Origin of the sequence: Flagellimonas nanhaiensis, assembly GCF_003382275.1 — a bacterium.
Classification (GTDB): domain Bacteria; phylum Bacteroidota; class Bacteroidia; order Flavobacteriales; family Flavobacteriaceae; genus Flagellimonas; species Flagellimonas nanhaiensis.
The window spans coordinates 306,078-331,367 of sequence record NZ_QTJX01000003.1; the positions used below are offsets into that span (position 1 = coordinate 306,078).

Below are 25,290 nucleotides of genomic sequence, written 5' to 3' on the forward strand. Positions count from 1 at the left end.
TTCTTCCGACAAAAGCCCATTTTTTTTATTAGTCTGTATTTTACTACTTTTGCTGCCACTTAAAATTTCTTAAATAACTACAAACTATGGATTTAATCGTAAAATTTTTGCCCGCATTTGGTGTCCTGGGCTTGCTCTACGTATTCATTAAGAACGTATGGGTTTCAAAACAGGAAGTAGGGGATGATAAAATGGCAAGAATAGCCAAGAACATTGCTGATGGTGCAATGTCATTTCTAAAAGCGGAGTATAAAATACTAAGCATTTTTGTAATTGCAGTAGCCATTCTTTTGTTCTTCAAGGGAAGCAATGAGCAAGGCTCCAACGGAATGGTTGCCGTTTCTTTCGTGGTCGGTGCCATTTGTTCGGCATTGGCTGGTTTCATTGGAATGAAGGTAGCTACAAAAGCTAATGTTAGAACAACAAATGCTGCTAGAAAATCCCTAGGTAAGGCCTTGGAAGTGGCTTTCGCCGGTGGTGCTGTTATGGGTCTTGGTGTTGTTGGATTGGGCGTATTGGGATTGAGCGTACTTTTTATGATCTATAGTGGACAAGGATGGGAATTGGCAGAAGTATTGAACGTACTTTCAGGATTCTCTCTGGGAGCCTCATCCATAGCACTTTTTGCACGTGTAGGGGGTGGAATTTATACAAAAGCAGCTGACGTAGGTGCTGACCTTGTTGGTAAAGTGGAAGCTGGTATTCCTGAAGATCATCCACTTAACCCTGCAACTATTGCTGATAACGTTGGTGACAACGTTGGGGATGTAGCAGGTATGGGTGCTGACCTTTTTGAATCTTATGTAGGTTCCATCATTGGTACCATGGTATTGGGAGCTATTATTGTTACTCCTGATTTTGATGGTCTTGGAGCAGTTTACTTGCCATTGGCGTTGGCTGCGGTTGGAATCATCATGTCCATCATTGGTACTTTCTTTGTAAGAGTTAAAGATGGTGGTAACCCACAAACTGCATTGAACATTGGAGAATTTGGTTCTGCTGGTTTGATGTTGGTTGCCTCTTACTTTTTGATCAACGGATTTATTCCTGAGTCCATTGAAGGACTTCCATTTGGAGCAATGGGTGTATTCTGGGCAACTATCTCTGGATTGGTAGCCGGATTGCTTGTTGGTAAGGTAACAGAGTACTACACAGGAACAGGTACAAAACCTGTAAACTCAATTGTACGTCAATCAGAGACAGGTTCTGCAACCAATATCATAGCGGGACTTGGTGTAGGTATGATGTCTACAATGATTCCGATTTTATTGATTGCAGCTGCAATCATCGTTTCCCACCACTTTGCTGGTCTTTACGGTATTGCAATTGCTGCAGTAGGTATGTTAGCGAATACTGGAATTCAGTTGGCTGTTGATGCATACGGACCAATTTCCGATAACGCTGGTGGCATTGCTGAGATGGCCGAATTACCAAGTGAAGTTAGGGAGCGTACAGATAAATTGGATGCCGTGGGTAACACCACTGCTGCCATTGGTAAAGGTTTTGCAATTGCTTCTGCGGCGTTGACTGCTTTGGCTTTGTTCGCTGCATTTATGCAGACTGCGGGTGTTGAATCCATCGACGTTTCGCAGCCTAAGATTATGGCAGGTCTTTTGATCGGTGGTATGTTGCCATTTGTTTTCTCTGCATTGTCCATGAATGCTGTTGGACGTGCAGCAATGGCTATGATCGAGGAAGTCCGTCGTCAGTTCAGGGATATTCCTGCGCTAAAAAATGCATTGGAAATCATGGTGAAATATGATTCCGATTTATCAAATGCAACTGAGGAAGACCGTAAGATTTTTGATGCCGCCGATGGTGTTGCTGAATATGATAAGTGTGTTGCTATCTCCACTACTGCTTCGATTAAGGAAATGGTATTGCCTGGATTGTTGGCAATCGCTGTTCCTGTTGCGGTTGGATTCCTTGGAGGAGCCAATATGCTTGGAGGTTTGTTGGCCGGGGTAACCACTGCTGGTGTACTTATGGCGATTTTCCAATCCAATGCCGGTGGTGCATGGGATAATGCCAAGAAGACCATCGAAAGTGAAGGTCGCAAAGGTAGTGATGCCCACAAAGCCGCAGTCGTTGGTGATACTGTTGGTGATCCATTTAAAGATACTTCAGGGCCTTCCTTGAACATTTTGTTGAAATTGATGTCGGTTGTGGCTCTTGTAATAGCGCCAAGTTTGGTGAGTTTGACTCCTGCAGATGAGGTAAGCATGCTAAAGACTGACGGAGCAACAATTTCTATCACCACAGACGGAATGAAGGAAACTGTACCAACTGAGAAGAAATTCAAAGTGGAAATCAGTAATACCACTGAAGGTTCTTTCAAAGCTGTAGTTACTTCTACAATGGAGGCCAACGGCGAAAAAATGGAAGAAATTGAAGAATTTGTAGGTTCCACAAAAGAAGAAGTGGAACAAAAGGTTGAAGCTTATAAAAATGCTGCATCCATAAAATAACTTCTGTATTTAAGAAAAAGAAAACCACGCCAATGGCGTGGTTTTTTTTATGGATTCAAAGCAAACGCAATAATTTGATTCCCTTTTTCCGTGCCCAATTTTTCCCCTCCGCACGCCAAGGCAATATATTGTTTTCCATTTACCTCATACATGGACGGAGTGGCAAAAGCAGCAGCGGGTAGTTTGTATTTCCAGAGAAGCTCTCCTGTTTCTTTATCAAAAGCTCTAAAATAGCCATCTTTGGTTCCAGCAATAAACAATAGTCCATTTTCGGTAACAACTGGACCACCATAGTTTTCGCATCCAGTTGGCGGCTCGCCTTGCTCTTGGAGTTCAGGAGTTTCACCAAGGGTTACGGACCAAAGAAAATCACCAGTATTTAAATCAATGGAATGCAAAGTTCCCCAAGGAGGAGCAATAGCAGGGTATCCATTGCTATCGAGAAACCTTTGGTATCCCTTGAATTTATATGGAAGTGGATATTCGCTTGATAAATCGTTTGTGGTAGTTTGACTTTTCTCATCAAAAAGAAACTTCAACAAGGCTTCTTTTTCGTTCTCTGGGATTTGGGGAAAACCCGTCATCATCCCTTTTCCGGTCTTGATCAACTGTGCCACTTCTTCCTTGGATTTATTCTCTCCGATGTTCAACAAGGATGGGTAACCACTGGCGGCCACGCCTTTTCTGTCTTTTTGGTGGCATATCACACAATATTGCGCATAGACCTTTTCTCCCAGCGGAATATTCTCCTCTAGGACCTCGTTTTCCACCATTTGTATCAACCAGGGCATTTCATTGGAATTCACATAGATGATACCGTCTTCAGGATCGGCGCCTGTACCACCCCATTCTGCCGCTCCATCCAATCCAGGCAATAACAATACTTCCGTTAGGCTAGGAGGGGCATACTCACGCTTATCCGTATTTCTGAAAATTTCTTTTAACTCTTCTTGATTTTCGGCATATGGACTAATATCGTTTTCGGTCAAATCTTTTGAATGCCTTGCAAATGGCTTAGGTTTTATCGGAATGGGTTGTGTTGCCCAAGTTTTTTCGCCTTTCAATGTTGAAGTTGGCACAGGAACTTCATTGATGTCAAAAAGCGGTTCTCCCGTAGCACGGTTAAACACATATACATACCCTTGTTTGGTGACCTGTGCCACTGCTTTTATTTTCTTTCCATTTCGCTTTACGGTGATGAGATTGGGCGGAGCGGGTAGATCTCTGTCCCAGACATCGTGGTGAACAAACTGAAAATGCCAGATTTTCTCTCCAGATGAAGCATCCAGGGCCAAAAGACAGTCGGAGAATAGATTAGAACCGGCACGAAGCCCACCATAAAAATCGGGAGAAGCAGAACCAGTTGGAATATAGATTATTCCTGATTCCTCATCCAAGGCCATTCCTGCCCAATTGTTTGCTGCTCCTACAATTTCACTTTTATAGGCGTTTTTATCCTCCCATGTATCGTACCCTTCTTCTCCAGGATGCGGGATGGTATGAAAAACCCATTCCACATCGCCGGTAACCACGTTAAAGGCCATTATGTTTCCGGGTGCTGAACCAACATCTTCCCCCAATCTTATAGGCATTACAATGATGTCTTTGTAAATAGTTCCCGGGGTGTTGGATATGACAAATTTATCCTTTGCAGAAGGGGGCATTCCAGACCGCAAGTCTATTTTTCCCTGTTTTCCAAAAGTGGTCACAGGTTTTCCTGTCAATGCGTTGAGCGCATACAGATTAGATCCAACAGTGTAGAGAATTCGGCGGTCATCTCCTTTGGACCAATAGGAAACACCCCTACTTGTAGAAGAAGGCACTTTTATGGAATCGCCAAATCGCCATAGCTCCTCTCCAGTTCCTGCATGCAAAGCAACGGCTCTTAAGGCTGCCGTTACCCCATATAGCATAGTGTCCACGATGATTGGATTCATTTGCATTTGTCCACTGTCCGGGGTGGTATAGGACCATGCCATTTTCAAATCTTTTACATTTTCTTTTGTGATTTGTGACAGCTGGGAAAAATGATTTCGGTCCGGACCCCCCAGGTAAGATGACCACGTGGTGTATTCCTTTTTGGATTGAATCTCTGGAGAATTACAAGAGGAAAGCCCTATTCCTATTAGAAATAAATAGAGTATGGGGAGTATGCTTTTTTGGCTCATTTTTGGCTTCAGGTTGGTATTTCTAAGGTAGGAAAAAATCCTAATTTTCCTTAAATCGTCCCTAGCTTTCAAGGTTCAAGCGCAATGGAGTGTAGCATGCAGGGCATTGTAAATTGCTCCACTGCGCTTGTTTATCAAGTCTACTGCAGTTTAAAAGTAATTGGAATGGAAAAAGGAACTTTTACCGGTGTTCCCCTTTGTTTGCCGGGTGTCATTTTAGGAAGCTTGGAGATGATGCGTTTGGCTTCTTTTTCCAAAACCTCATGAGGACCTCGCATGCGGACTTCGGAGATGCTCCCATCTTTTTGAATGGTGAACATGATATTTACTCTTCCTTGCAGTCCCATTTCTTGGGCCATTTCTGGATATTCAAAATGCTTTCTAATATGTTTTTGCATCATTTGCTGAAAACAAGCTTTTTGATTGTTCGCATTTTCGCACCCTGGAAAAATCGGAGCATCCTCTACCAATATCCATGGAATCACTTCAGGTTCATCTATATCGGCTACTGCAATTTTTTCAATAGGAATAACTTCCGTGTCGGGTTCAGGTTCAGGTATTTTGATTATATCTTCAGGTTTGTTTGAATCATCATCAACAATTTCAATTATTGGAGGTGCTTGGATAATTTTGGGTTTAGGCAGCTCAATTTTTGTTATTGGAACATTTTCTATAAGGTCATCTTCAATGGCAAGGCTTGCATGGTCCCATTCATTTATAGAGTCGTAAGTTTTCCATTCCAGTGCAACATAAGCTAATAGTAAAACCGCCATTAGTCCTACAGAGAAGTAGAGTGCACTGTTTTTTTTGAGTTCAAATTCTCGATACTTTTTTGTTTCCATGATTTTTCAAGTTTTGTCTTTTACAAGTAAAAGAGCAGTTAATACATTGGGTTATCCCCAATCTAAACTAGATTGAAAATCATGCTGAAAAAACCAATAATGAGGGAATGCGCCTTTTGAGTTAGCGATTGGACAAATTACATGGAAGCATGGGTGCTAAAACAGCCCGTGGATTTCTGCATCAATACGGTTGATGACTTCTCCCAGATCTTCAGGGTCGTCCACAAAATTGAGATTGTCCACATCAAAGATCAACAACTTGCCTTTTTCATAGGTGTTGATCCAAGCTTCGTAACGTTCGTTCAACCTGCTTAAATAGTCTATTGAAATGGAGTTCTCATAATCTCGCCCCCTTTTATGGATTTGATTCACCAAATTGGGAATGGAGCTGCGCAGATAAATCAACAAATCAGGAGGTTGAACAAAGGTCTCCATCAATTCAAAAAGACTCTTGTAGTTTTCAAAATCCCTATTCGTCATTAAGCCCATGGCATGCAGGTTGGGCGCAAAAATGTGTGCATCCTCATAAATGGTGCGGTCTTGGATTACATTTTTTCCACTCTCCCGAATCCGTAATATTTGACGGTATCTACTGTTCAAAAAATAAATCTGCAGGTTAAAGCTCCAACGTTCCATTTGGGTGTAAAAATCATCCAGATAGGGATTGTCCACAACATCTTCAAAATGGGATTCCCACTTAAAATGTTTTGCCAACAGATTGGTCAAAGTGGTCTTTCCGGCGCCAATGTTTCCTGCAACCGCAATATGCATAGGGTGTTTGTATTTTATAGATTAGTGTTAGCTATATGAGGGGAAACCCTCGTCGCAATATACAAAGTATATCCAGTTGAAGAAAAAAAACTCTTCGAAATGGAAGGTAGTCCCAATGCTGGCAATAAAGTTTTATAATATGTGCCAAATATGTACTTTTGCCCTTCTGAATGAGGAAAGATTTGACTGATTGCAACCTCAGGTCCTGAACTAGTTCCAGGTTAAAAAATGCTAAAGCAGTTTATCCCGAACCAATATCGGGGTTCTCAAAAAGAGATTTGTAAACTCCTTGGTGTTCTTCCGTCAAATACTTCCAGATAAAAAAAGATAATGCCATATTTATTTACCTCAGAATCTGTTAGTGAAGGACATCCGGATAAGGTTGCCGATCAAATCAGTGATGCCCTCTTAGACCATTTTTTGGCTTTTGACCCCAATAGCAAAGTAGCTTGTGAAACTCTTGTGACTACCGGACAGGTGGTTCTTGCTGGTGAAGTGAAAAGTGATACGTACTTGGATGTGCAGAATATTGCCAGGGATGTGATCAACAGGATAGGTTATACCAAAGGAGAGTATCAGTTTAGTGGTGATTCTTGTGGGGTAATTTCTTTGATTCATGAGCAATCGCAGGATATCAATCAGGGAGTAGACCGGGGAAATAAAGAAGAACAGGGAGCTGGAGATCAGGGAATGATGTTTGGGTATGCCACTAAAGAGACCGAGAATTACATGCCGTTGGCTCTTGATATTTCGCACAAGATTTTGCAAGTGTTGGCCAATTTGAGGAGAGAAAGTTCCCGAATTGGTTATTTACGACCAGATGCAAAGGCTCAAGTAACCATTGAGTATTCGGATGACAATGTTCCGCGGCGAATAGATACCATAGTTATTTCTACACAACACGATGAGTTTGGTTCCGATGTAGAGATGTTGCAAAAAATAAAGGAGGATATCATCAATATTTTGGTTCCGGAGGTGAAAAAACTTTTACCAGAAAACATCCAACAACTTTTTAATGATGATATCAAATTCCACATCAACCCCACCGGAAAATTTGTTATTGGAGGCCCCCATGGGGATACAGGCCTAACCGGACGAAAAATTATTGTGGACACCTATGGTGGTAAAGGAGCACATGGTGGTGGTGCCTTTAGTGGAAAAGACCCTAGTAAAGTGGATAGAAGTGCGGCGTATGCTTCTAGGCATATTGCAAAAAATTTGGTCGCTGCCGGGGTAGCGGATGAGATTTTGGTTCAGGTTAGCTATGCTATAGGGGTTGTGGAGCCTACTTCCATTTATGTGGACACCTATGGCACCTCCAATGTTGACTTGAGCGATGGTGAAATAGCAAGAATAGCTTCCGAATTGTTTGATATGAGACCCTTTGCCATTGAGGAACGTCTAAAGTTGAGAAATCCTATTTATTTGGAAACTGCCGCTTATGGCCATATGGGAAGACAGCCTCAAACCTTGACCAAGGTTTTTGAATCGCCCTATAATGGCAAAATTGAAAAGGAAGTTGAGCTTTTCACCTGGGAAAAACTGGACATGGTCGGTAAGGTGAAATCAAAATTCGGTCTTTAAGAATAGTTCAAAATAAAGATTCACATAAGGGAGCCAAACTGGCTCCCTTTTTTTGTTGGCATACTCTTACAAACTTTAGTAGCTTTAGAGAATCAAAAAACCGATTTCATGAAAATTCTTTTACGTTTCCCAATTTTTCTATTGGGCCTTTTCTTGGTTCTTTCAAGTTGTAAAAAAGCTGCTAAGACTGAAGCTGCTGTTCAAGATACCTACGTTCAGGACAACTATACCAAGCAAGAAGTAGATATTGAGATGAGGGACGGAGTAAAATTGCACACAACCATATATTCTCCAAAAGACACCTCCAAAGAATATCCAATTTTAATGCAACGAACTCCCTATAGTTCAAGACCCTATGGCGAAGAGAATTTCAGAAAACAGATAGGACCAAACGAGCACTTGATGAAGGATGGTTATATCATTGTTTACCAAGATGTACGAGGTCGTTGGCTTAGCGAAGGCCACTATGAAAACATGCGAGCTTATATCCCCAATAAGACTTCCAACGAACAAGTTGATGAAAGCTCGGACACCTATGACACCATCGATTGGTTGGTGAATAATGTTGAAAACAACAATGGCAAAGTTGGGGTTTGGGGAATTTCGTACCCAGGGTTCTATGCTACTTACGCTACTGTAGATGCACATCCAGCCCTAAGGGCTGCTTCACCACAAGCATGTATAGGAGATTTCTTTTTTGATGATTTCCACCACAATGGAGCCTATTTGTTGAGCTATTTTAGGGCAACATCCCTTTTCGGTACACCAAGGCCCAATAATGACCAACCCATTGACACGGCTTGGTATATTCTTCCGGATATTCAGACCGATGACCAATACCAGTTCTTTTTAGACAATGGGCCCTTAAAAAATCTGAATTCCTTTTTTGAGTATGAAACGGTGGACACCCCAACAATGCGGCCAGAGGGAGTGACCGATGACTTCTTTTGGAATGAACTCAAAAGTCACCCAAACTATGACGAATTATGGCAGAGCAGGGGAATTATACAACATCTTAAAGATGTAAAATCACATGTTGCCACCATGATTGTGGGAGGATGGTTTGATGCCGAAGATCTATATGGCCCTTTGGAAACCTACAAGAATATCGAAAAATACAATCAGGATAATTACAACACAGTGGTCTTTGGCCCCTGGGACCACGGCGGTTGGGCTCGAAATAAGGTTAGAAATACCGTCGGCAACTATTATTTTGGCGATTCCATATCACTGTTTTATCAAAAGAACATAGAGAAAAAGTTTTTTGATCACTTTCTAAAAGGAGAAGGCGACAAGAACAGTGGTTTGCCCGAAGCATATGTGTTTGACTCAGGTAAAAAGGAATGGAGCACTTTAGATAGCTGGCCTCCTAAAGGAACTGAAAAGCAGACCATGTTTCTTTCTCCTGATCAGGAATTGACCATGGGCCAAAAGGAAACGGAAGCACTTGAATTTATTAGCGATGTAAAAAAACCAGTGCCTTATTCTGAGGATATCAAGTCCGTTTTTACACCACGGAAGTACATGACGGATGACCAGCGCTTTGCAGCTAGAAGATCTGATGTTCTGGTTTTTGAAACTGAGATCATGGAACAAGATATGACACTTGCAGGGGACATTATGGCCAAACTAAAAGTGGCCACCACCGGTACCGCTGCAGATTGGATAGTAAAAATCATTGATGTCCACCCCACAGGTGTAGAGACCAATGAAGAAATGCAGGACCATCTAAAGATGGGGAACTATCACTTAATGGTAAGAAGCGAAGTGCTTCGAGGCAGGTTCAGAAACAGTTTTTCCCACCCGGAACCTTTTGTTCCCAACAAGAAGACAGATGTGGATATTAAACTTCAGGATGTGTACCATACCATTAAAAAGGGACATAAACTACAAGTACAAGTGCAGAGTACTTGGTTCCCGCTTATCGATTTGAATCCGCAGACCTATGTAGACAATATTTTTGAAGCAGACGAATCTGATTTTAAGACCCAGACCCATACCGTTTTTACAGATTCGCAAATCGAGTTTTCGGTCCTGAAATAGTTTTGGCGAGGTGCAAAACGTCTTTTTTTCACAAAAATGATTAGGAAAATAGATTTTTCTGACGTTATCTTTGTGCCTTAAGTTCAAACACGTATTGAATAGTTATCAAGAAAGGTGGAGGGAATAGACCCTATGAAGCCTTAGCAACCCTTGGTCCTAATCCAAGAAGGTGCTAAATTCTATCCCATTGTGGAATAGATAACAACAATCGAAAATTTTCGATTTCTCTTTCTTATAACTTTTTGATTTTACCTATGGGATGATTTCCCATCGGGGTTTGGCTTTTTAAATTGATTTAACGGATAATAATTTAAAAAACTAAAAATCATGAGTGATCAAAAATTTGCAACCAACGCCCTGCATGCTGGGCACGATGTCGCCTCGAACGGAGGAACAAGGGCAGTGCCCATTTACCAAAGTACAGCCTATGTGTTCAACAATTCGGACCATGCGGCCAATTTGTTTTCATTGGCCGAGTTCGGTAACATCTACACCAGAATCAATAATCCAACTAATGATATTTTGGAACAACGGTTGGCAGCCTTGGAAGGAGGTATTGCTTCTGTGGTATGTTCTTCGGGAACAGGCGCCATCAATACAGCCTTATTGGTATTGCTTAAGGCTGGAGACCATATTGTGGCTTCGAATAGCCTTTATGGGGGAACCTATAACCTGTTCAGTGTAACCTTGCCTAGATTAGGGATTACAACCACTTTTGTAGACCCATCCGACCCATCCAATTTTGGAAAGGCTGTTCAGAACAACACTAGGGTATTCTTCGTAGAATCTTTAGGGAATCCAAAATTGGACGTTCTGGATTTAAAGGCGATTTCAAAAGAAGCGAAGGCTGCAGAAGTTCCTTTTATAGTTGATAATACTGTAGCTTCGCCAGCCTTATTGAATCCAATAGAACATGGGGCCAATATTGTGATTCATTCCTTGACCAAATACATTAATGGAAATGGAACAGCATTGGGCGGCGCCATTATAGATGCAGGAACTTTTAATTGGGCCAATGGAAAATTTCCGGAATTTACGGAACCTTCCCCTGGGTACCATGGATTGATCTATCATGATGCTTTAGGACCAGCTGCGTTTATAGCCAAGGTGCGTATTGAAGGACTACGTGACCATGGTGCGTGTCTTAGTCCTTTTAATGCCTTTCAGATAATACAGGGCTTGGAAACATTGGAAGTGCGTATGAAGAAGCATAGTGAAAATGCTTTGGCACTGGCCCAATGGTTGGAGAGTAGGGAGGAAGTAACTTGGGTAAACTATCCCGGATTAACATCGAGCAAGTACAAAAAATTGGCTGATGAATACCTTCCAGAAGGACAGAGCAGTATTGTAACCTTTGGTGTTAAAGGGGGATTTGAATCCTCCAAAAAAATTGCGGATGAAACAAAGATTTTCTCTCTTCTTGCCAATATTGGAGACACCAAATCTTTGATTATCCATCCTGCCAGTACAACCCATCAGCAGTTAACAGAAGAAGAGCAGGAGTCCACAGGGGTAACCCAAGATTTGATTCGTCTATCAGTTGGATTGGAGAATTTGGAAGATTTGAAAGCCGATTTGGAAGCGGCCTTCGCCAAGCTCGATTAAGAAAAGTAAAAGGATAATTCTAGGAAATAGGGTAATGTTGGAAAAAACGGAAATAAAGGATTTTGAAACCCTCAACGGTTCCAAACAGGATATTCAGCTTTCCTATCAGATATTTGGGAAGAAACTGCACACAGCTCCAATAGTGTTGGTGAACCATGCTTTAACTGGGAATTCCAATGTGTCTGGAGAAAAAGGTTGGTGGTCCAGTTTAATTGGGAAGGGGAAATGTATCGATACAGATACTTTTACCATTTTGTCATTCAACATTCCAGGCAATGGTTTTGACGGTTTTGTTGTGGACAACTATAAGGATTTTGTTGCCGGGGATGTGGCTCGGATATTTTTGCTGGGATTGGAAATCCTTGAGATAGAAAAAGTGTTTGCAATTATCGGAGGGTCGTTGGGAGGTGGAGTGGCCTGGGAAATGGCTGCACTGAATCCAAAAATCACAAAACATTTAATACCGGTAGCCTCGGATTGGAAATCCACTGATTGGTTGATTGCCAATTGCCAGATTCAAGAACAATTTTTGGTCAATTCCAAGCAACCTGTACACGATGCCCGTATGCACGCCATGCTGTGCTATCGAACCCCGGAATCCTTCAAGGAACGATTTAAAAGAAGTACCAATGAAGAACTCCAGGTGTTCAATGTGGAAAGTTGGTTAATGCACCATGGGAAGAAGCTACAAGAGCGATTTCAACTTTCTGCCTACAAGCTAATGAACCAACTGTTGAAGACTATTGACATCACCAGGGATGGTGACGATGCCTTTAAGGCACTTCAAGAAAGTGACACTCAAATACACATAGTTGGGGTGAATTCTGATTTGTTCTTTACCGCTGAAGAAAACAAGGAAACTTTTAGAAAGTTGGCCCAAGTCAATGCCAATGTCACCTATGGTGAGGTTCAATCGCTTCATGGACACGATGCCTTTTTAATGGAGTTTGAGCAGTTGGAAAAACTTTTGGAACCCATTTTCAAAAGGAAAGGAAAACTGGACAGGATAAAAATCCTAAAGTTTGGTGGAAAATCCTTGGCCAATGGAAAAGGTATTGAGCGCGTGCTCCAGATCATTTCTGAAAAGGCTGCAGCGAACGAACATTTTGCCGTGGTGGTCTCTGCCAGAGGCCATGCAACGGATGAACTGGAGAGTATGTTGGGCAAGGCCGCAAAAGGTTATGACTTTGCGGAGGACTTAGAGCGATTCACTACGTATCAAAAAAATGGGTATGTAGGAATTGATATTGGAAGTGAACTTAAGAATATTGAAAAAATATTGAAGGGAGTTTCTCTTTCAGGGGATTATAGTTTGAGGACAAAGGATGAGCTGTTGTCTTATGGCGAATTGATTTCTGGAAAAGTACTCTCAGCTTTATTGAATGAATCTGGCCTTAAGGCCCAACTTGTTGATTCCAGGGCTTTGATTAAAACCGATGACACCTTTAACAACGCTGAGGTCGATGAACGGATTTCCAAAGAGAATATTATTCGAAGCTTTCATGGAATAGATACTGAAACTATACCGGTGGTTACAGGCTTTATTGGCTCCACTAAGGAAGGGGTGACTACCACTTTGGGGAGGAACGGAACCAACTATTCTGCTGCCTTGCTAGCTAATTTTTTGGATGCATCAGAACTTGTCAACTATACCCACGTCGATGGGATTTTTACCGCAAATCCGGATTTGGTTCCAGATGCCAAGTTGATTGATGTGATTTCTTATGATGAAGCCAATGAGTTGGCCAATTTTGGAGCCAACATCTTGCATGCTAAAACAATCATCCCACTTATTGAAAAAAATATACCCCTTAGAATCTGTAATACCTTCAACAAAAAGAACAAAGGAACCTTAATAGGACCCAAGACGGATAACGGAGGAATCAAATCCCTATCCGTATTGGAGCACATGGCACTGGTGAATTTGGAGGGTAGGGGACTTTTGGGTAAAGTAGGAATAGATGCCAGAATATTCAAGGCCCTTGGACAAAGCGGCATTAGTGTGGGAATCATATCGCAAGGTTCTTCCGAGCGGGGAATAGGTCTGGTCGTGGATTCTTCCCAAGCTGATAAGGCAAAGAAGGTATTGGACTTGGAGTTTGAAACTGACTACTCCTCTCATGATATCAATCAAATTACGGTTGAAAAAGACGTTTCAGTAATCTCCATTGTGGGGATGGACTTGAGCAGTTTTCACAAACCCTTCAATGCCTTGGTGAAGAATCAGGTTATACCACTACTGTTCAACAACACGGTAACCGGTAAGAATGTTAGCATGGTGGTCCACAAAGATGATTTGCACAAGGCCATTAATGTAGTTCACGGGCAGATTTTTGGCATAGCCAAGAAAATCAACCTAGCCGTATTTGGACATGGAAATGTGGGAGGCACTCTGATAGATCAAATCCTCAACTCCCAAAAAAGTATTGAGGGTCGGAAGGGAATAGACCTACGCATTTTTGCTGTGACCAATTCCAGAAAAGCATTGCTGGATCATGAAGGAATAGATGCTGATTGGAGTTTAAGCCTAGAAAAGAATGGACAGCACTACCAGGTTGAAGATATCATAGCCTACGCTAAAAATAATCATCTGGAAAACCTGATTGCAGTGGACAACACAGCAAGCCAGGATTTAGTGGAGAACTATGAATTATTGATTCAGAATGGATTTGATTTGGTTTCCTCCAATAAAATAGCCAATACGTTGAGTTTTGAAAAGTATGGTTCTATCAGAGATTCACTGGAAAAGAACCAAAAGCAATATTTATACGAAACCAATGTGGGTGCAGGGCTCCCTTTGATAGATACCATAAAGCTCTTGCACCTTTCGGGAGAGAACATAACCTGGATAAAAGGTGTTTTCTCTGGCTCACTCAGTTATATTTTCAATACTTTTTCGGAAAAGGAAAAGCCTTTTTCTGACATCGTAAAAGAAGCTATGAAAAAAGGGTTTACTGAACCTGACCCAAGAGAGGACCTTTCAGGAAATGATGTCGGGAGAAAATTGTTGATTCTAGCACGGGAGCTGGATCTGAAAAATGAGTTTTCGGATGTTGAAATTGAAAACTTGATTCCAAAAGAGTTGCAGAATGCCAATTTTGATCAATTCATAAAAGATATCAAGACCATGGATTCCAAATTTGATGAAATCAAGAAAAACCAAGAAGAAGGACATGTTTTGCGCTACATCGGAGATTTGTTTGGAGACCTTCAAAAAGAAAAGGGCAATTTGGAAGTCAAATTGGTTTCTGTTCCAAAGAGTAGTGCTTTAGGACAAGTGAGTGGTTCAGATTCCATCATTGAAATCTATACCGAATCCTATGGAGAAAACCCTTTGGTGATACAAGGAGCCGGAGCTGGTGCCCAAGTAACGGCCAGAGGGGTGTTTGGCGATATATTACGAATAGCAGAAAAAGTGTAATGGGAAAGACAAGAAAATTTGAAACCGAAGCAATTCGCACACAGATAGAAAGAACGCAGTTTTTGGAACACTCCGCCCCAATGTACCTCACTTCAAGCTTTGTTTTTGATGATGCCGAGGATATGCGAGCATCCTTTGCGGAGGAAAAGGATAGGAACATTTACTCCAGATATTCCAACCCAAATTCTTCTGAGTTTATTGAGAAAGTATGCAAAATGGAAGGAGCAGAAAGTGGATTTGCCTTTGCTTCTGGTATGGCAGCAGTATATTCCACCTTTATGGCCCTATTGGAAAGCGGGGACCATATAGTATCCTCAAAAAGCATTTTTGGGTCTACGCATTCACTTTTTACCAACTTTTTCCCCAAATGGAACATCAGTACAAGCTATTTCGATGTCAATGATTTAGCATCGGTTGAAAGCTTGATAACTCCTAAGACCAAAATTCTTTATGCCGAGTCCCCAACAAACCCTGGGGTGGACGTCCTGGATTTGGAATTACTTGGAAAAATTGCCAAAAAGCATGGTCTAATTTTTATCATAGATAACTGTTTTGCATCTCCATATCTGCAACAGCCCATCAAGTTTGGTGCAGATTTGGTGATTCATTCGGGTACAAAGTTGATGGATGGTCAAGGAAGGGTTTTGGCAGGAATTACTGTGGGCAAGGATGATTTGGTGGACAAAGTATATCGCTTTTCCAGAATCACTGGGCCTGCTCTTTCACCATTTAATGCATGGGTATTATCTAAAAGTCTGGAAACCCTTTCAATAAGGGTAGATAGACATTGTTCCAATGCACTTGCACTAGCTACTTTTTTAGAAAGTCATGCTGAAATAGCCTGGGTGAAATATCCCTTTCTCAAGTCGCACCCTCAATATGAAATCGCAAAAAAGCAGATGAAAGCAGGAGGATGTGTCGTCGCTTTTGAAGTTAAGGGAGGACTTGAAGCTGGTCGAAGATTTTTTGACCGAATAAAACTATTGTCGCTTTCTGCCAATCTTGGAGATTCCAGAAGTATTGTTACCCATCCTGCTTCAACCACCCACAGTAAACTCTCTTCGGATGAACGTTTAGCGGTTGGAATAACAGATGGAATGGTCAGGGTTTCAGTTGGTTTGGAACATATTGACGACATTGTTGCTGACGTTGACCAAGCCTTGGGAGGATGAAGTTGTAAAAGGGTTTCGGTTTTTGAACACCATTGGCAAATTTCGCTATCTTCGTAGGATGCTCTCCAAGAAGACAAAATATGGCCTAAAGGCACTGACTTACCTAGCATCCGTAAATAACCGGGAACCGGTTCAGATTGCTGAAATTGCAAAGCACGAAAATATATCCCAAAAGTTTTTGGAAAGCATTCTGCTTACCTTGCGAAGGAACGGATTTCTAGGGTCTAAAAAAGGCAAAGGAGGGGGTTATTATTTAATCAAAGAGCCCCACGAAATTCTAATGACCTCTGTTATGAGGGTGTTGGAAGGTCCAATAGCGATGATTCCCTGTGTGAGCCTGAATTTCTACGAGAAGTGCGATGATTGTCCAGATGAGAAAAAATGCGCAGTCCATAAGCTGATGCTACAAGTGCGGGATAGTGCTTTGGAGGTCTACCGTAACAATACTTTGGCTGATTTAATTCCTTAAGTGCAGAATCTTCAGTTTTTTATGATTTTGACCTTAAAATCTCCAAGATTTCATCTCGATATTTTAAAATCTACTAAAACTATAGGGTAAAAGTAATTTTATAACCTATTTAACGATTTAGTTTTTGAAATAGTTCTACTTTTGAAATTCCTATTAAATCTATAGGAATATAATTTTAGCAAATGATAGCAGACCAACTTGTAGTCGACAATGGCAAAAGAAGAACCACGTATTCTAAGGATAAAGGTTCTGAAAGTCCAAAAAGAAGCATTGTTAAATCTATCAGTTGGAGGGTAGTGGGCACCTTGGACACCATCATCATTTCTTGGATTGTGACGGGTACTTTATCTGTCGCTTTTTCCATAGGAATTGTAGAATTGGTTACCAAAATGGTGCTTTATTTTTTCCATGAAAGAATATGGAACACAATTAAATGGGGTAGATAAAAAAGATAGAATGGCTTTACAGCAAAATGATATCGAAAATCTGAATCGACAATTTAAGGGGATTCCACCTGAGGAAATTATTTCATGGGCTGTTACCCACGGTAAAAACCCAGTGGTAACTACCAATTTCAGACCTTATGAAGTGGCTATTTTACATGCAGTCACACAAGTTGACAATCAAATTCCTGTAGTTTGGTGTGATACTGGGTACAATACACCTGATACATATAAACATGCGGAGGATTTAACAACAAGGCTCAACTTGAACATCAAACTATATGTGCCCAAACAGACTTCTGCCCACAGAGATGCTGTTATGGGAATCCCTCAAATAGATAATCCCCAACATGCGGTTTTCACAGAACAAGTAAAGTTGGAACCTTTCAGGAGGGCAATGGAAGAACTAAAACCAGATGTGTGGTTTACAAATTTAAGAAAAGGTCAGACCGCCCATAGGAATTCTTTAGATGTGCTGAGCTTGAGTAAGGATGGAGTATTAAAGGTTAGCCCATTTTATTATTGGAGCGATACCCAACTGGATACCTATCTAAAACAACACAATCTGCCAAACGAACATAGGTATTTTGACCCCACAAAGGTTTTGGAAAATCGAGAATGTGGATTACATACATAACCAAACTATAAACTGATATTTCTGTAAAGGAAGTAACCAAAAACAAAGTAAGATTTGGAAACACTAACAGAAGAAATACAAAAGCCGACAACATTGGTACAGCAAGAAAGACCAAGGGCAAATGCCTTGGAACATGAAGCTATTTACATATTCAGGGAAGTAGCTGCTCAATTTGAAAGACCTGTACTGTTGTTTTCAGGAGGAAAGGACTCTATATCATTGGTCAGATTGGCCCAAAAAGCATTTTGGCCCTCCAAAATACCTTTTCCCTTAATGCATATTGATACCGGGCACAACTTTCCAGAGACGATAGAGTTCAGAGATCGTTTGGTTCAAGAATTGGGAGTGGAGCTTATTGTTAGAAAAGTCCAGGATTCCATTGATCAAGGAAAGGTGGTAGAAGAAACCGGAAAATATGCCAGTCGAAATACGCTTCAGACAACAACTTTGTTGGATGCCATAGAGGAGTTTAAATTCGATGCATGCATCGGAGGAGCCAGAAGAGATGAGGAAAAAGCACGGGCCAAGGAGCGAATTTTTTCGGTTAGGGATGATTTTGGACAGTGGGACGAGAAAAATCAGCGTCCAGAATTGTTCGACATGTTGAACGGAGAAATTGAAATTGGTCAGAATGTAAGGGTGTTTCCCATTAGCAACTGGACCGAGTTGGATGTATGGAGCTATATCGAAAAGGAAAAAATTGAAATACCATCCATCTATTTTGCACACAAGCGAAATGTATTCTTTAGGGATGGGTTGATTTGGTCCGCTGAGGACGAAGTTGTCTATAGAACGGAAGATGAGGTTGTGGAAGAGCGCATGGTTCGCTTTAGAACTGTAGGTGACATGTCCTGTACCGCAGCGGTGGAATCCCATGCCGACACCATTGAAAAAGTGGTATCCGAAATTAGGGATTCCAAAATTTCGGAAAGAGGAGCCAGAATTGATGACAAAAGATCAGAAGCGGCCATGGAAAAACGTAAACAACAAGGATACTTTTAAAATAAGAGCTGAAAAATGGAAGTTTTAAAAATTGCAACCGCTGGAAGCGTAGATGATGGTAAAAGTACCTTGATAGGCAGATTGCTGTACGATACCAAATCGTTGACAGATGATAAACTGGAGGCCATTGAAAAAACAAGTAAACAAAAAGGTTATGATTATTTGGATTTTTCACTGGCAACCGATGGTCTGGTAGCTGAAAGGGAACAAGGTATCACCATTGATGTGGCTCATATCTATTTTTCAACAGCATCCAAAAGTTATATCATAGCAGATACGCCCGGACATGTTGAATATACCAGAAACATGGTTACCGGTGCATCAACATCACAAGCGGCAATCATCCTGATTGATGCAAGGAAAGGTGTTATTGAGCAGACTCACAGACACTTTTTTATCAACAACCTACTTAGAATCAAAGACGTTGTTGTGGCAATTAATAAAATGGATTTGGTAGATTTTTCAGAAGAAGTCTACAACAATATCAAGTCCGATTTTGAAGAGCTTATGGGTAAGAGGGATTATCAGAATCAGAAAATTTCTTTTATACCTGTCAGCGCTCTTAAAGGTGACAATGTTGTCCATAACTCAGAGAATATGCTTTGGTATCAAGGGCAAACGCTAATTGAACATTTAGAGAATTTAAATCTTCAAGATATATACAATACGGGCACACCCAGATTTCCTGTGCAATATGTAGTTCGCCCCAAAACAGAAGAGTTCCATGACTTTAGAGGCTTTGCCGGAAAAGTTTATGGAGGAGAACTGTCTGTTGGAGATGAGGTTGTGGTGCTGCCATCAATGACGCGCTCCAAAATAAAGGCAATCTATTTTTATGATCAACCCTATCAAACCGCTCCAAGACGCTCATCGGTTACCATTACATTGGAAGATGAGGTAAATGTGAGTAGGGGAGATATGTTGGTCAAAGTGGGAGATTTGCCAACCGTGGACAAACAGTTAACGGCAACCGTGTCCTGGATGGATTCAAATACCATGGTAGTTGGAGGAAAATACTTGTTTCAACATGGTATAAATAAAGTGTTGGCCAAGGTAGATGCCATTGAACACAAAATACGTCCAGATTATTCGGGGATTGAAGAAAATGTCCAGAATCTGGAAATGAACGATATAGCCAAAGTTCGGTTTAAACTGAACAGGTCTATATTCTATGACAAATTCAAGGATCATAGAACCAATGGTTCTTTTATTTTGATTGACAGTAGGACCAATAACACCGCAGGTGTAGGTTTCATTGAGTAGTTAAACTCCAAGAAAAGTTAAAATTTGGGATTTTTCACCATATAATCCTATTTAATATATAGGAAAACTAGATTATGAAAAGTTTTAGAACAGAAATCGAAAATCCTTTGGTTGAAAGGGACATTGTGGAACTCGAAAAGAAAATCCGTCTTTTCAGAGAAGGAAATATCGATGAAGAGAAATTCCGAAGTCTTCGTTTGGCAAGAGGGGTATATGGACAACGTCAACCCGGAGTGCAAATGGTGAGGATCAAACTTCCTTACGGGAAGGTGACCTCAAACCAATTATTGCGTATCAGTGATGTTTCTGATGAATACTCAAGAGGAAGATTGCATATTACCACCCGTCAAGATATCCAAATCCATTATGTCGATTTGGACAGAACTCCCGAACTCTGGGCTCAGCTTGAAAAAGACGAGGTGACTCTTCGGGAAGCTTGTGGAAATACGGTTAGAAATGTTACCGCTAGCGAAACGGCAGGAATAGATGTCAACGAGCCGTTCGATGTCTCTCCCTATGCCCAAGCGGTTTTTGAATACTTTTTGAGAAACCCCATAGGTCAGGAAATGGGAAGAAAATTCAAAGTTTCCTTTTCTGCCAGTAATGCCGACACAGGATTGTCCTATATGCATGATTTGGGCTTTATCGCCAAAATCAAAAATGGGGAAAGAGGCTTCAAAGTCATGTTAGGTGGAGGACTGGGGTCGCAACCCCGACATGCAGATGAGTTGTTCGACTTCTTGCCCGCAGACCAAATTATTCCACTTATGGAGGGGGTCATCCGGGTTTTTGATCGATTCGGTGAACGAAAGAGTAGGGCGAAAGCAAGGATGAAATTCCTTTTAAAGGATATTGGTCTGGATGGATTCAAAGCACTATTGGAAGAAGAACAATTGGCTGTTCCCAACAAAACCTATCCCATAGATTTTTCTACTTATCCAAAACCAAAAACTGTTGACGTAGAGGTTCCTGTGGTTGAAATTCAAGATTCATTGGAATTTGAACAATGGAAGTCGACCAACTTGGTTCCGCAAAAACAAGAGGGATTTGTGGCTATTGGAATCAAAGTGTTGTTGGGTGATTTCTATACGGATAAGGCCAGGAAGTTGGCCAAATTGGTTCAGGATTATGCCGCAGGTGAGATTCGCTTGTCTTTAAGACAAAACATATTGATTCCCTTTGTCAAAGAAGAATTGGTTCCGTTTTTCTACTCGGAATTGAAGAAATTAGGTTTTGCTGAAGCAGGTTATAACAAAGCCTTGGATATTACGGCCTGTCCAGGAACCGATACCTGTAACTTGGGAATTGCCAGCAGTACTGGAATTGCTGTGGAGTTAGAGCGTGTAATCAAAGCTGAATACCCACAATACATCAATAATCCCGATGTGGTCATAAAAATCAGTGGTTGTATGAATGCCTGTGGCCAGCATACCATGGCCAACATTGGTTTTCAAGGCATGTCCATTCGCACTAAAGATAAATTGGTGGCCCCAGCACTTCAAGTGTTGCTAGGGGGAGGCAATTTTGGAAATGGTGAAGGGCGCTTTGCGGACAAAGTGGTCAAAATTCCAAGTAAAAGAGGGCCACAAGCTTTACGATTGATCTTGGACGACTACAATACCAATGGAAATGGAGCTTCGTTTGTGGATTACTATAGTGAAAAAGGAGAACAATATTTCTATGAACTCTTAAAACCACTAACCGATACGGACAACCTCACCCAAGATGATTTTATTGACTGGGGCAACGAGGAAAAATATAAGAAAGAGATAGGCATTGGCGAGTGTGCTGGCGTGATTGTTGACTTGGTGGCCACACTTTTCTTCGAAAGCCAGGAAAAAATAGACAATGCCAAGGAAGCACTGGATAACGAAAAGTGGGCGGCAAGTATCTATTATTCTTACCAATCTATAGTTAATTCTGCCAAGGCATTGCTTACAGCGGAAAAAGTAAAGACCAATACCCATGCAAGCATCATTCGTGATTTTGACAGGCTGTATGTGGAATCTGGAAAAATCATAATCGAAGATGGATTTGAAAATTTAGCACTACAGTTAAACAAAAATGAACCTTCAAGGGAATTTGCCCAAGACTATTTGGAAGATGCCAAAAAGGTATTGAAGCAACTGGAAGCTTATAGAAAATTAGAATTGGAACATGCGTAAGGGAAAATTAACAGTGGTGGGCGCAGGTCCAGGAGATGTAGATTTGCTTACCCTTAAAGGGGTCAAGACATTGCAGGGTGCAGATGTTGTATTGTATGATGCCCTTGTGGATGTGGAGCTTTTGGAACATGCCCAAAATGCCGAAAAAATATTTGTTGGCAAACGCAAAGGCTGTTATGCGTACCAACAAGACCAAATCAATGAATTGATTGTGCAAAGAGCTGTTCAGGGATTGCATGTGGTTAGATTAAAGGGTGGAGACCCCTTTGTTTTTGGAAGAGGTGCTGAGGAAATGGAATATGCGGCAACCCATGGAATTGAAGTCGCCGTAGTTCCAGGAATTTCTTCTTCAGTTGCCGTGCCTGCGTCGCAGCATATACCAGTGACTAAAAGAGGTTCTTCTGAAAGCTTTTGGGTGATTACAGGAACTACAAAAGAACATAAGCTTTCCACCGATGTGGCACTCGCTGCAAAATCTAGCGCTACAGTTGTCATTTTAATGGGCATGTCCAAATTGGGAGAAATCATGAATCTTTTTAAAAAAGAGGGAAAATCCGAAGTACCTGTGTCCATTATCCAGAATGGAACCAGAGACAATGAAAAAATAGGAATTGGTACTGTTGCTTCTATTGAGTACAAGGCAAGGGAGCAGCAGTTATCCAATCCTGCTATAATTATTATAGGCGAAGTGGTCAGCCACCGCCAAAGTATCCTTGATATTCAAAAAGAATACCAGCAACAGGGAAAAGAATTGTTTGAAAAAGTACAAATCCACTAAGGTTGAGTTTGTCTTGACCGTTTAAAGAAAAACTATGATAAAGACAGATATACTTATAATCGGAGCTGGTCCAACAGGGCTGTTCACTGTGTTTGAAGCCGGTTTGTTAAAGCTGAAATGTCATCTTATAGATGCTTTGCCTCAACCTGGGGGGCAATGTTCAGAGATCTATCCCAAGAAACCTATTTATGATATCCCGGCCTATCCGGAAATCCTTGCGGGGGATTTGGTGGATAGATTAATGGAACAGATTAAACCTTTTGAGCCAGGATTTACACTGGGCGAAAGAGCAGATGCTTTGGAAAAACAAGATGATGGTTCCTTTATTGTAACCACAAACAAAGGAACAAAACACCATGCATCTGTAGTGGTTATCGCAGGTGGACTGGGTTCTTTTGAACCAAGAAAACCCTTGATTTCCAATATTTCTGATTTTGAAGACAAAGGGGTGGCCTATATGATCAAAGACCCGGAAGTATATCGAAATAAAAAAGTTGTCATAGCCGGAGGAGGCGATTCAGCATTGGATTGGGCTATTTATTTGGCAGATGTGGCCTCAGAAGTTTCACTGGTACACAGACGAAATGAGTTCAGGGGAGCCCTAGATTCAGTGGAAAAAGCATCCGAGTTGGCCAAATTGGGAAAAATCCAATTATTTACTGAAGCAGAAGTAAAGGAATTGCATGGCGAAAACGAACTTAAGGCCGTGGTGCTAAAGCATAACGATGAAACTAAGGAACCAACTTATGTTGAAACAGATAACTTTATTCCTTTGTTTGGGCTTTCACCAAAATTGGGACCAATTGGGAACTGGGGTCTTGAAATCGAGAAAAACGCCATCAAAGTGAACAATGCCAAGGATTATCAGACCAACATTCCTGGTGTTTTTGCCATTGGAGATGTCAATACCTATCCAGGAAAACTTAAATTGATTCTATCCGGATTCCACGAAGCTGCGGTAATGTGTCAATTTGCCTATCAAATTATAAACCCTGATAAACGTTTTGTGATGAAGTACACTACGGTGGGTGGTATCCAAGGCTTTGATGGTTCCAAAAGGGAAGCAAAAAAAGAAGTGGTGCAAAGTATAGCCTAAAAGTTTTAGGGTATCTGAGTTAGTCAAACCTTCCTATGTTTTAACTTGGGAAGGTTTTAATGTTATAAAAAAGGGATGAAAGTTGTTTTTAACGCCAAAGAGTGGTTATTTTGTCCCTCAGTTCATAAAAATAATTGAAAGTTATCAAGAAAGGCGGAGGGATTGGACCCTGTGAAGCCTTAGCAACCCTCGACTTCGAGAAGGTGCTACATTCTACCCTGTCCTGAATTGATTTCAGGACCTCATGGAGGAAAAAACCAACCATGATTTGGGGAAGGATAACACGGGTAATTGCTGTTCAACAGTATTTCTTCTATTTTTCTTGATATTATTAACCCCAACAATGGGGTGTTTGTGCTATTATGGATATTAAAGACATATTACAAGAACGTATTTTGGTATTGGATGGAGCTATGGGCACCATGCTGCAACGCTATAAATTTGAGGAGGAAGACTTTAGGGGAGATCGGTTTAAGGATTGGGAACATCCACTTAAGGGAAACAATGATTTGTTGTCCCTGACCCAACCTGAAGCTATTGCTGAGGTCCATAGAAAATATTTTGAGGCTGGAGCGGACATTGTAGAAACCAATACTTTCTCCGGAACTTCCATTGCAATGGCTGATTATCATATGCAAGACTTGGTATACGAACTCAACTACGAATCCGCAAAGATTGCCAAAAAAGTAGCTGATGAATTCACTGCAAAAGAACCCCAAAAACCAAGGTTTGTCGCTGGGAGTATTGGCCCAACAAACAAAACGGCCAGTATGTCTCCAGATGTCAACGACCCAGGCTTTAGAGCTGTTTCTTTTGATGAGCTAAGGTTGGCTTACAAAGAACAGGTTGAGGCCCTATTGGATGGTGGAGCCGATTTGCTCTTGGTGGAAACTATTTTTGACACCCTAAACGCCAAAGCAGCTTTATTTGCCATTGAAGAAGTAAAGGAAGAACGAAATATAGACGTTCCCATTATGGTCAGTGGAACCATTACAGATGCATCCGGAAGAACTTTGTCTGGGCAAACTGCTGAAGCATTTCTGATTTCCATTTCCCATATTCCAATTCTTTCTGTTGGATTCAATTGCGCCTTGGGTGCCAAACAATTGGTTCCCCATTTGGAAGTGGTTTCGGCAAAAACCGGATATGCTGTTTCCGCCCATCCCAATGCTGGATTGCCCAATGCGTTTGGTGAATACGATGAAACCCCAGAGCAAATGGCCGCCCAGATTAAGGAATATGTAGAAAAAGGTTTGGTAAACATTGTGGGAGGATGCTGTGGAACTACCCCTGAGCACATCAAGGAAATTGCCAATATAGTAAAGGAATATCAACCCCGAAAACTAGTTGTTCCAGCATAATT

The 25,290-nt window shown here is 41.3% G+C and carries 18 protein-coding genes and 2 riboswitches; of the genes, 15 read left to right on the plus strand and 3 right to left on the minus strand.

Features of this window, described 5'->3' with window-relative positions:
* Positions 1-86: 86 nt before the first annotated feature.
* The gene (locus DX873_RS14285; RefSeq protein ID WP_116185152.1) at positions 87-2,468 is read left to right on the plus strand and encodes a sodium-translocating pyrophosphatase; all 2,382 of its coding nucleotides are present in this window, start codon (positions 87-89) and stop codon (positions 2,466-2,468) included.
* Between the two features lie 47 nt (positions 2,469-2,515).
* Here the strand turns inward: DX873_RS14285 and DX873_RS14290 are convergent, their stop codons facing one another.
* The 3 genes from DX873_RS14290 to DX873_RS14300 all read right to left on the minus strand — a co-directional run bounded on the left by DX873_RS14290 (position 2,516) and on the right by DX873_RS14300 (position 6,249).
* The gene (locus DX873_RS14290) at positions 2,516-4,636 is read right to left on the minus strand and encodes an outer membrane protein assembly factor BamB family protein (protein ID WP_116185269.1); all 2,121 of its coding nucleotides are present in this window, start codon (positions 4,634-4,636) and stop codon (positions 2,516-2,518) included.
* Positions 4,637-4,776: 140 nt separating this feature from the next.
* Positions 4,777-5,478: an energy transducer TonB gene (locus tag DX873_RS14295; protein WP_116185153.1), complete on the minus strand. Its 702-nt coding sequence runs from the start codon at positions 5,476-5,478 to the stop codon at positions 4,777-4,779.
* A 156-nt stretch (positions 5,479-5,634) separates the two neighbouring features.
* Positions 5,635-6,249 (minus strand): deoxynucleoside kinase, encoded by a 615-nt coding sequence (locus tag DX873_RS14300; RefSeq protein ID WP_116185154.1) that lies wholly within the window; start codon positions 6,247-6,249, stop codon positions 5,635-5,637.
* Positions 6,250-6,579: 330 nt separating this feature from the next.
* On the opposite strand from DX873_RS14300, the gene metK reads away from it, so the two are divergent.
* From metK to DX873_RS14370, 14 genes are all read left to right on the plus strand, one after another.
* The gene (gene metK, locus DX873_RS14305) at positions 6,580-7,833 is read left to right on the plus strand and encodes a methionine adenosyltransferase (RefSeq protein WP_116185155.1); all 1,254 of its coding nucleotides are present in this window, start codon (positions 6,580-6,582) and stop codon (positions 7,831-7,833) included.
* A gap of 108 nt (positions 7,834-7,941) precedes the next feature.
* The gene (locus DX873_RS14310) at positions 7,942-9,876 is read left to right on the plus strand and encodes a CocE/NonD family hydrolase (RefSeq protein WP_116185156.1); all 1,935 of its coding nucleotides are present in this window, start codon (positions 7,942-7,944) and stop codon (positions 9,874-9,876) included.
* Between the two features lie 99 nt (positions 9,877-9,975).
* Positions 9,976-10,081, plus strand: a riboswitch (SAM riboswitch).
* 122 nt (positions 10,082-10,203) lie between these two features.
* On the plus strand, positions 10,204-11,481 hold the full coding sequence (locus tag DX873_RS14315) for an O-acetylhomoserine aminocarboxypropyltransferase/cysteine synthase family protein (RefSeq protein WP_116185157.1): 1,278 nt from the start codon (positions 10,204-10,206) through the stop codon (positions 11,479-11,481).
* 34 nt (positions 11,482-11,515) lie between these two features.
* On the plus strand, positions 11,516-14,902 hold the full coding sequence (thrA, locus tag DX873_RS14320) for a bifunctional aspartate kinase/homoserine dehydrogenase I (RefSeq protein WP_116185158.1): 3,387 nt from the start codon (positions 11,516-11,518) through the stop codon (positions 14,900-14,902).
* Positions 14,902-16,074 carry a trans-sulfuration enzyme family protein gene (locus DX873_RS14325; RefSeq protein ID WP_116185159.1) on the plus strand — a complete coding sequence of 391 codons (1,173 nt, stop codon included), beginning with the start codon at positions 14,902-14,904 and terminating at the stop codon, positions 16,072-16,074. The genes thrA and DX873_RS14325 overlap by 1 nt, the downstream gene beginning before the upstream one ends.
* A gap of 58 nt (positions 16,075-16,132) precedes the next feature.
* On the plus strand, positions 16,133-16,543 hold the full coding sequence (locus DX873_RS14330; protein ID WP_116185270.1) for an RrF2 family transcriptional regulator: 411 nt from the start codon (positions 16,133-16,135) through the stop codon (positions 16,541-16,543).
* A 182-nt stretch (positions 16,544-16,725) separates the two neighbouring features.
* Complete coding sequence (locus tag DX873_RS14335) at positions 16,726-16,989, plus strand: DUF2061 domain-containing protein (protein ID WP_116185160.1); 264 nt, start codon at positions 16,726-16,728, stop codon at positions 16,987-16,989.
* 10 nt (positions 16,990-16,999) lie between these two features.
* Entirely contained in the window at positions 17,000-17,623 is a 624-nt protein-coding gene (locus DX873_RS14340) for a phosphoadenosine phosphosulfate reductase domain-containing protein (protein ID WP_116185271.1), read from the plus strand.
* A gap of 93 nt (positions 17,624-17,716) precedes the next feature.
* On the plus strand, positions 17,717-18,625 hold the full coding sequence (gene cysD, locus DX873_RS14345; RefSeq protein WP_116185272.1) for a sulfate adenylyltransferase subunit CysD: 909 nt from the start codon (positions 17,717-17,719) through the stop codon (positions 18,623-18,625).
* A 15-nt stretch (positions 18,626-18,640) separates the two neighbouring features.
* Positions 18,641-19,888 (plus strand): sulfate adenylyltransferase subunit 1, encoded by a 1,248-nt coding sequence (locus tag DX873_RS14350; protein WP_116185161.1) that lies wholly within the window; start codon positions 18,641-18,643, stop codon positions 19,886-19,888.
* Positions 19,889-19,962: 74 nt separating this feature from the next.
* The gene (locus DX873_RS14355; protein WP_116185162.1) at positions 19,963-22,053 is read left to right on the plus strand and encodes a HEPN domain-containing protein; all 2,091 of its coding nucleotides are present in this window, start codon (positions 19,963-19,965) and stop codon (positions 22,051-22,053) included.
* Positions 22,046-22,831: a uroporphyrinogen-III C-methyltransferase gene (gene cobA / locus DX873_RS14360; protein ID WP_116185163.1), complete on the plus strand. Its 786-nt coding sequence runs from the start codon at positions 22,046-22,048 to the stop codon at positions 22,829-22,831. Before DX873_RS14355 ends, cobA begins: the two co-directional genes overlap by 8 nt.
* Before the next feature lie 34 nt (positions 22,832-22,865).
* Positions 22,866-23,927, plus strand: a complete 1,062-nt coding sequence (locus DX873_RS14365) for an NAD(P)/FAD-dependent oxidoreductase (protein WP_116185164.1) — start codon at positions 22,866-22,868, stop codon at positions 23,925-23,927.
* Between the two features lie 138 nt (positions 23,928-24,065).
* Positions 24,066-24,162: riboswitch (SAM riboswitch) on the plus strand.
* A 124-nt stretch (positions 24,163-24,286) separates the two neighbouring features.
* Entirely contained in the window at positions 24,287-25,288 is a 1,002-nt protein-coding gene (locus tag DX873_RS14370) for a homocysteine S-methyltransferase family protein (RefSeq protein ID WP_116185165.1), read from the plus strand.
* Positions 25,289-25,290: the final 2 nt, after the last annotated feature.

What these genes read in the sequence shown, in the direction of transcription:
- metK (WP_116185155.1), top strand. Translation starts at nt 6,580, where the DNA reads ATGCCATATTTATTTACCTCAGAATCTGTTAGTGAAGGACATCCGGAT.
- DX873_RS14285 (WP_116185152.1), top strand. Translation starts at nt 87, where the DNA reads ATGGATTTAATCGTAAAATTTTTGCCCGCATTTGGTGTCCTGGGCTTG.
- DX873_RS14335 (WP_116185160.1), top strand. Translation starts at nt 16,726, where the DNA reads ATGATAGCAGACCAACTTGTAGTCGACAATGGCAAAAGAAGAACCACG.
- thrA (WP_116185158.1), top strand. Translation starts at nt 11,516, where the DNA reads ATGTTGGAAAAAACGGAAATAAAGGATTTTGAAACCCTCAACGGTTCC.
- DX873_RS14330 (WP_116185270.1), top strand. Translation starts at nt 16,133, where the DNA reads ATGCTCTCCAAGAAGACAAAATATGGCCTAAAGGCACTGACTTACCTA.
- DX873_RS14350 (WP_116185161.1), top strand. Translation starts at nt 18,641, where the DNA reads ATGGAAGTTTTAAAAATTGCAACCGCTGGAAGCGTAGATGATGGTAAA.
- DX873_RS14355 (WP_116185162.1), top strand. Translation starts at nt 19,963, where the DNA reads ATGAAAAGTTTTAGAACAGAAATCGAAAATCCTTTGGTTGAAAGGGAC.
- DX873_RS14315 (WP_116185157.1), top strand. Translation starts at nt 10,204, where the DNA reads ATGAGTGATCAAAAATTTGCAACCAACGCCCTGCATGCTGGGCACGAT.
- DX873_RS14365 (WP_116185164.1), top strand. Translation starts at nt 22,866, where the DNA reads ATGATAAAGACAGATATACTTATAATCGGAGCTGGTCCAACAGGGCTG.
- DX873_RS14340 (WP_116185271.1), top strand. Translation starts at nt 17,000, where the DNA reads ATGGCTTTACAGCAAAATGATATCGAAAATCTGAATCGACAATTTAAG.
- DX873_RS14300 (WP_116185154.1), bottom strand. Translation starts at nt 6,249, where the DNA reads ATGCATATTGCGGTTGCAGGAAACATTGGCGCCGGAAAGACCACTTTG.
- DX873_RS14325 (WP_116185159.1), top strand. Translation starts at nt 14,902, where the DNA reads ATGGGAAAGACAAGAAAATTTGAAACCGAAGCAATTCGCACACAGATA.
- DX873_RS14310 (WP_116185156.1), top strand. Translation starts at nt 7,942, where the DNA reads ATGAAAATTCTTTTACGTTTCCCAATTTTTCTATTGGGCCTTTTCTTG.
- DX873_RS14290 (WP_116185269.1), bottom strand. Translation starts at nt 4,636, where the DNA reads ATGAGCCAAAAAAGCATACTCCCCATACTCTATTTATTTCTAATAGGA.
- cobA (WP_116185163.1), top strand. Translation starts at nt 22,046, where the DNA reads ATGCGTAAGGGAAAATTAACAGTGGTGGGCGCAGGTCCAGGAGATGTA.
- DX873_RS14295 (WP_116185153.1), bottom strand. Translation starts at nt 5,478, where the DNA reads ATGGAAACAAAAAAGTATCGAGAATTTGAACTCAAAAAAAACAGTGCA.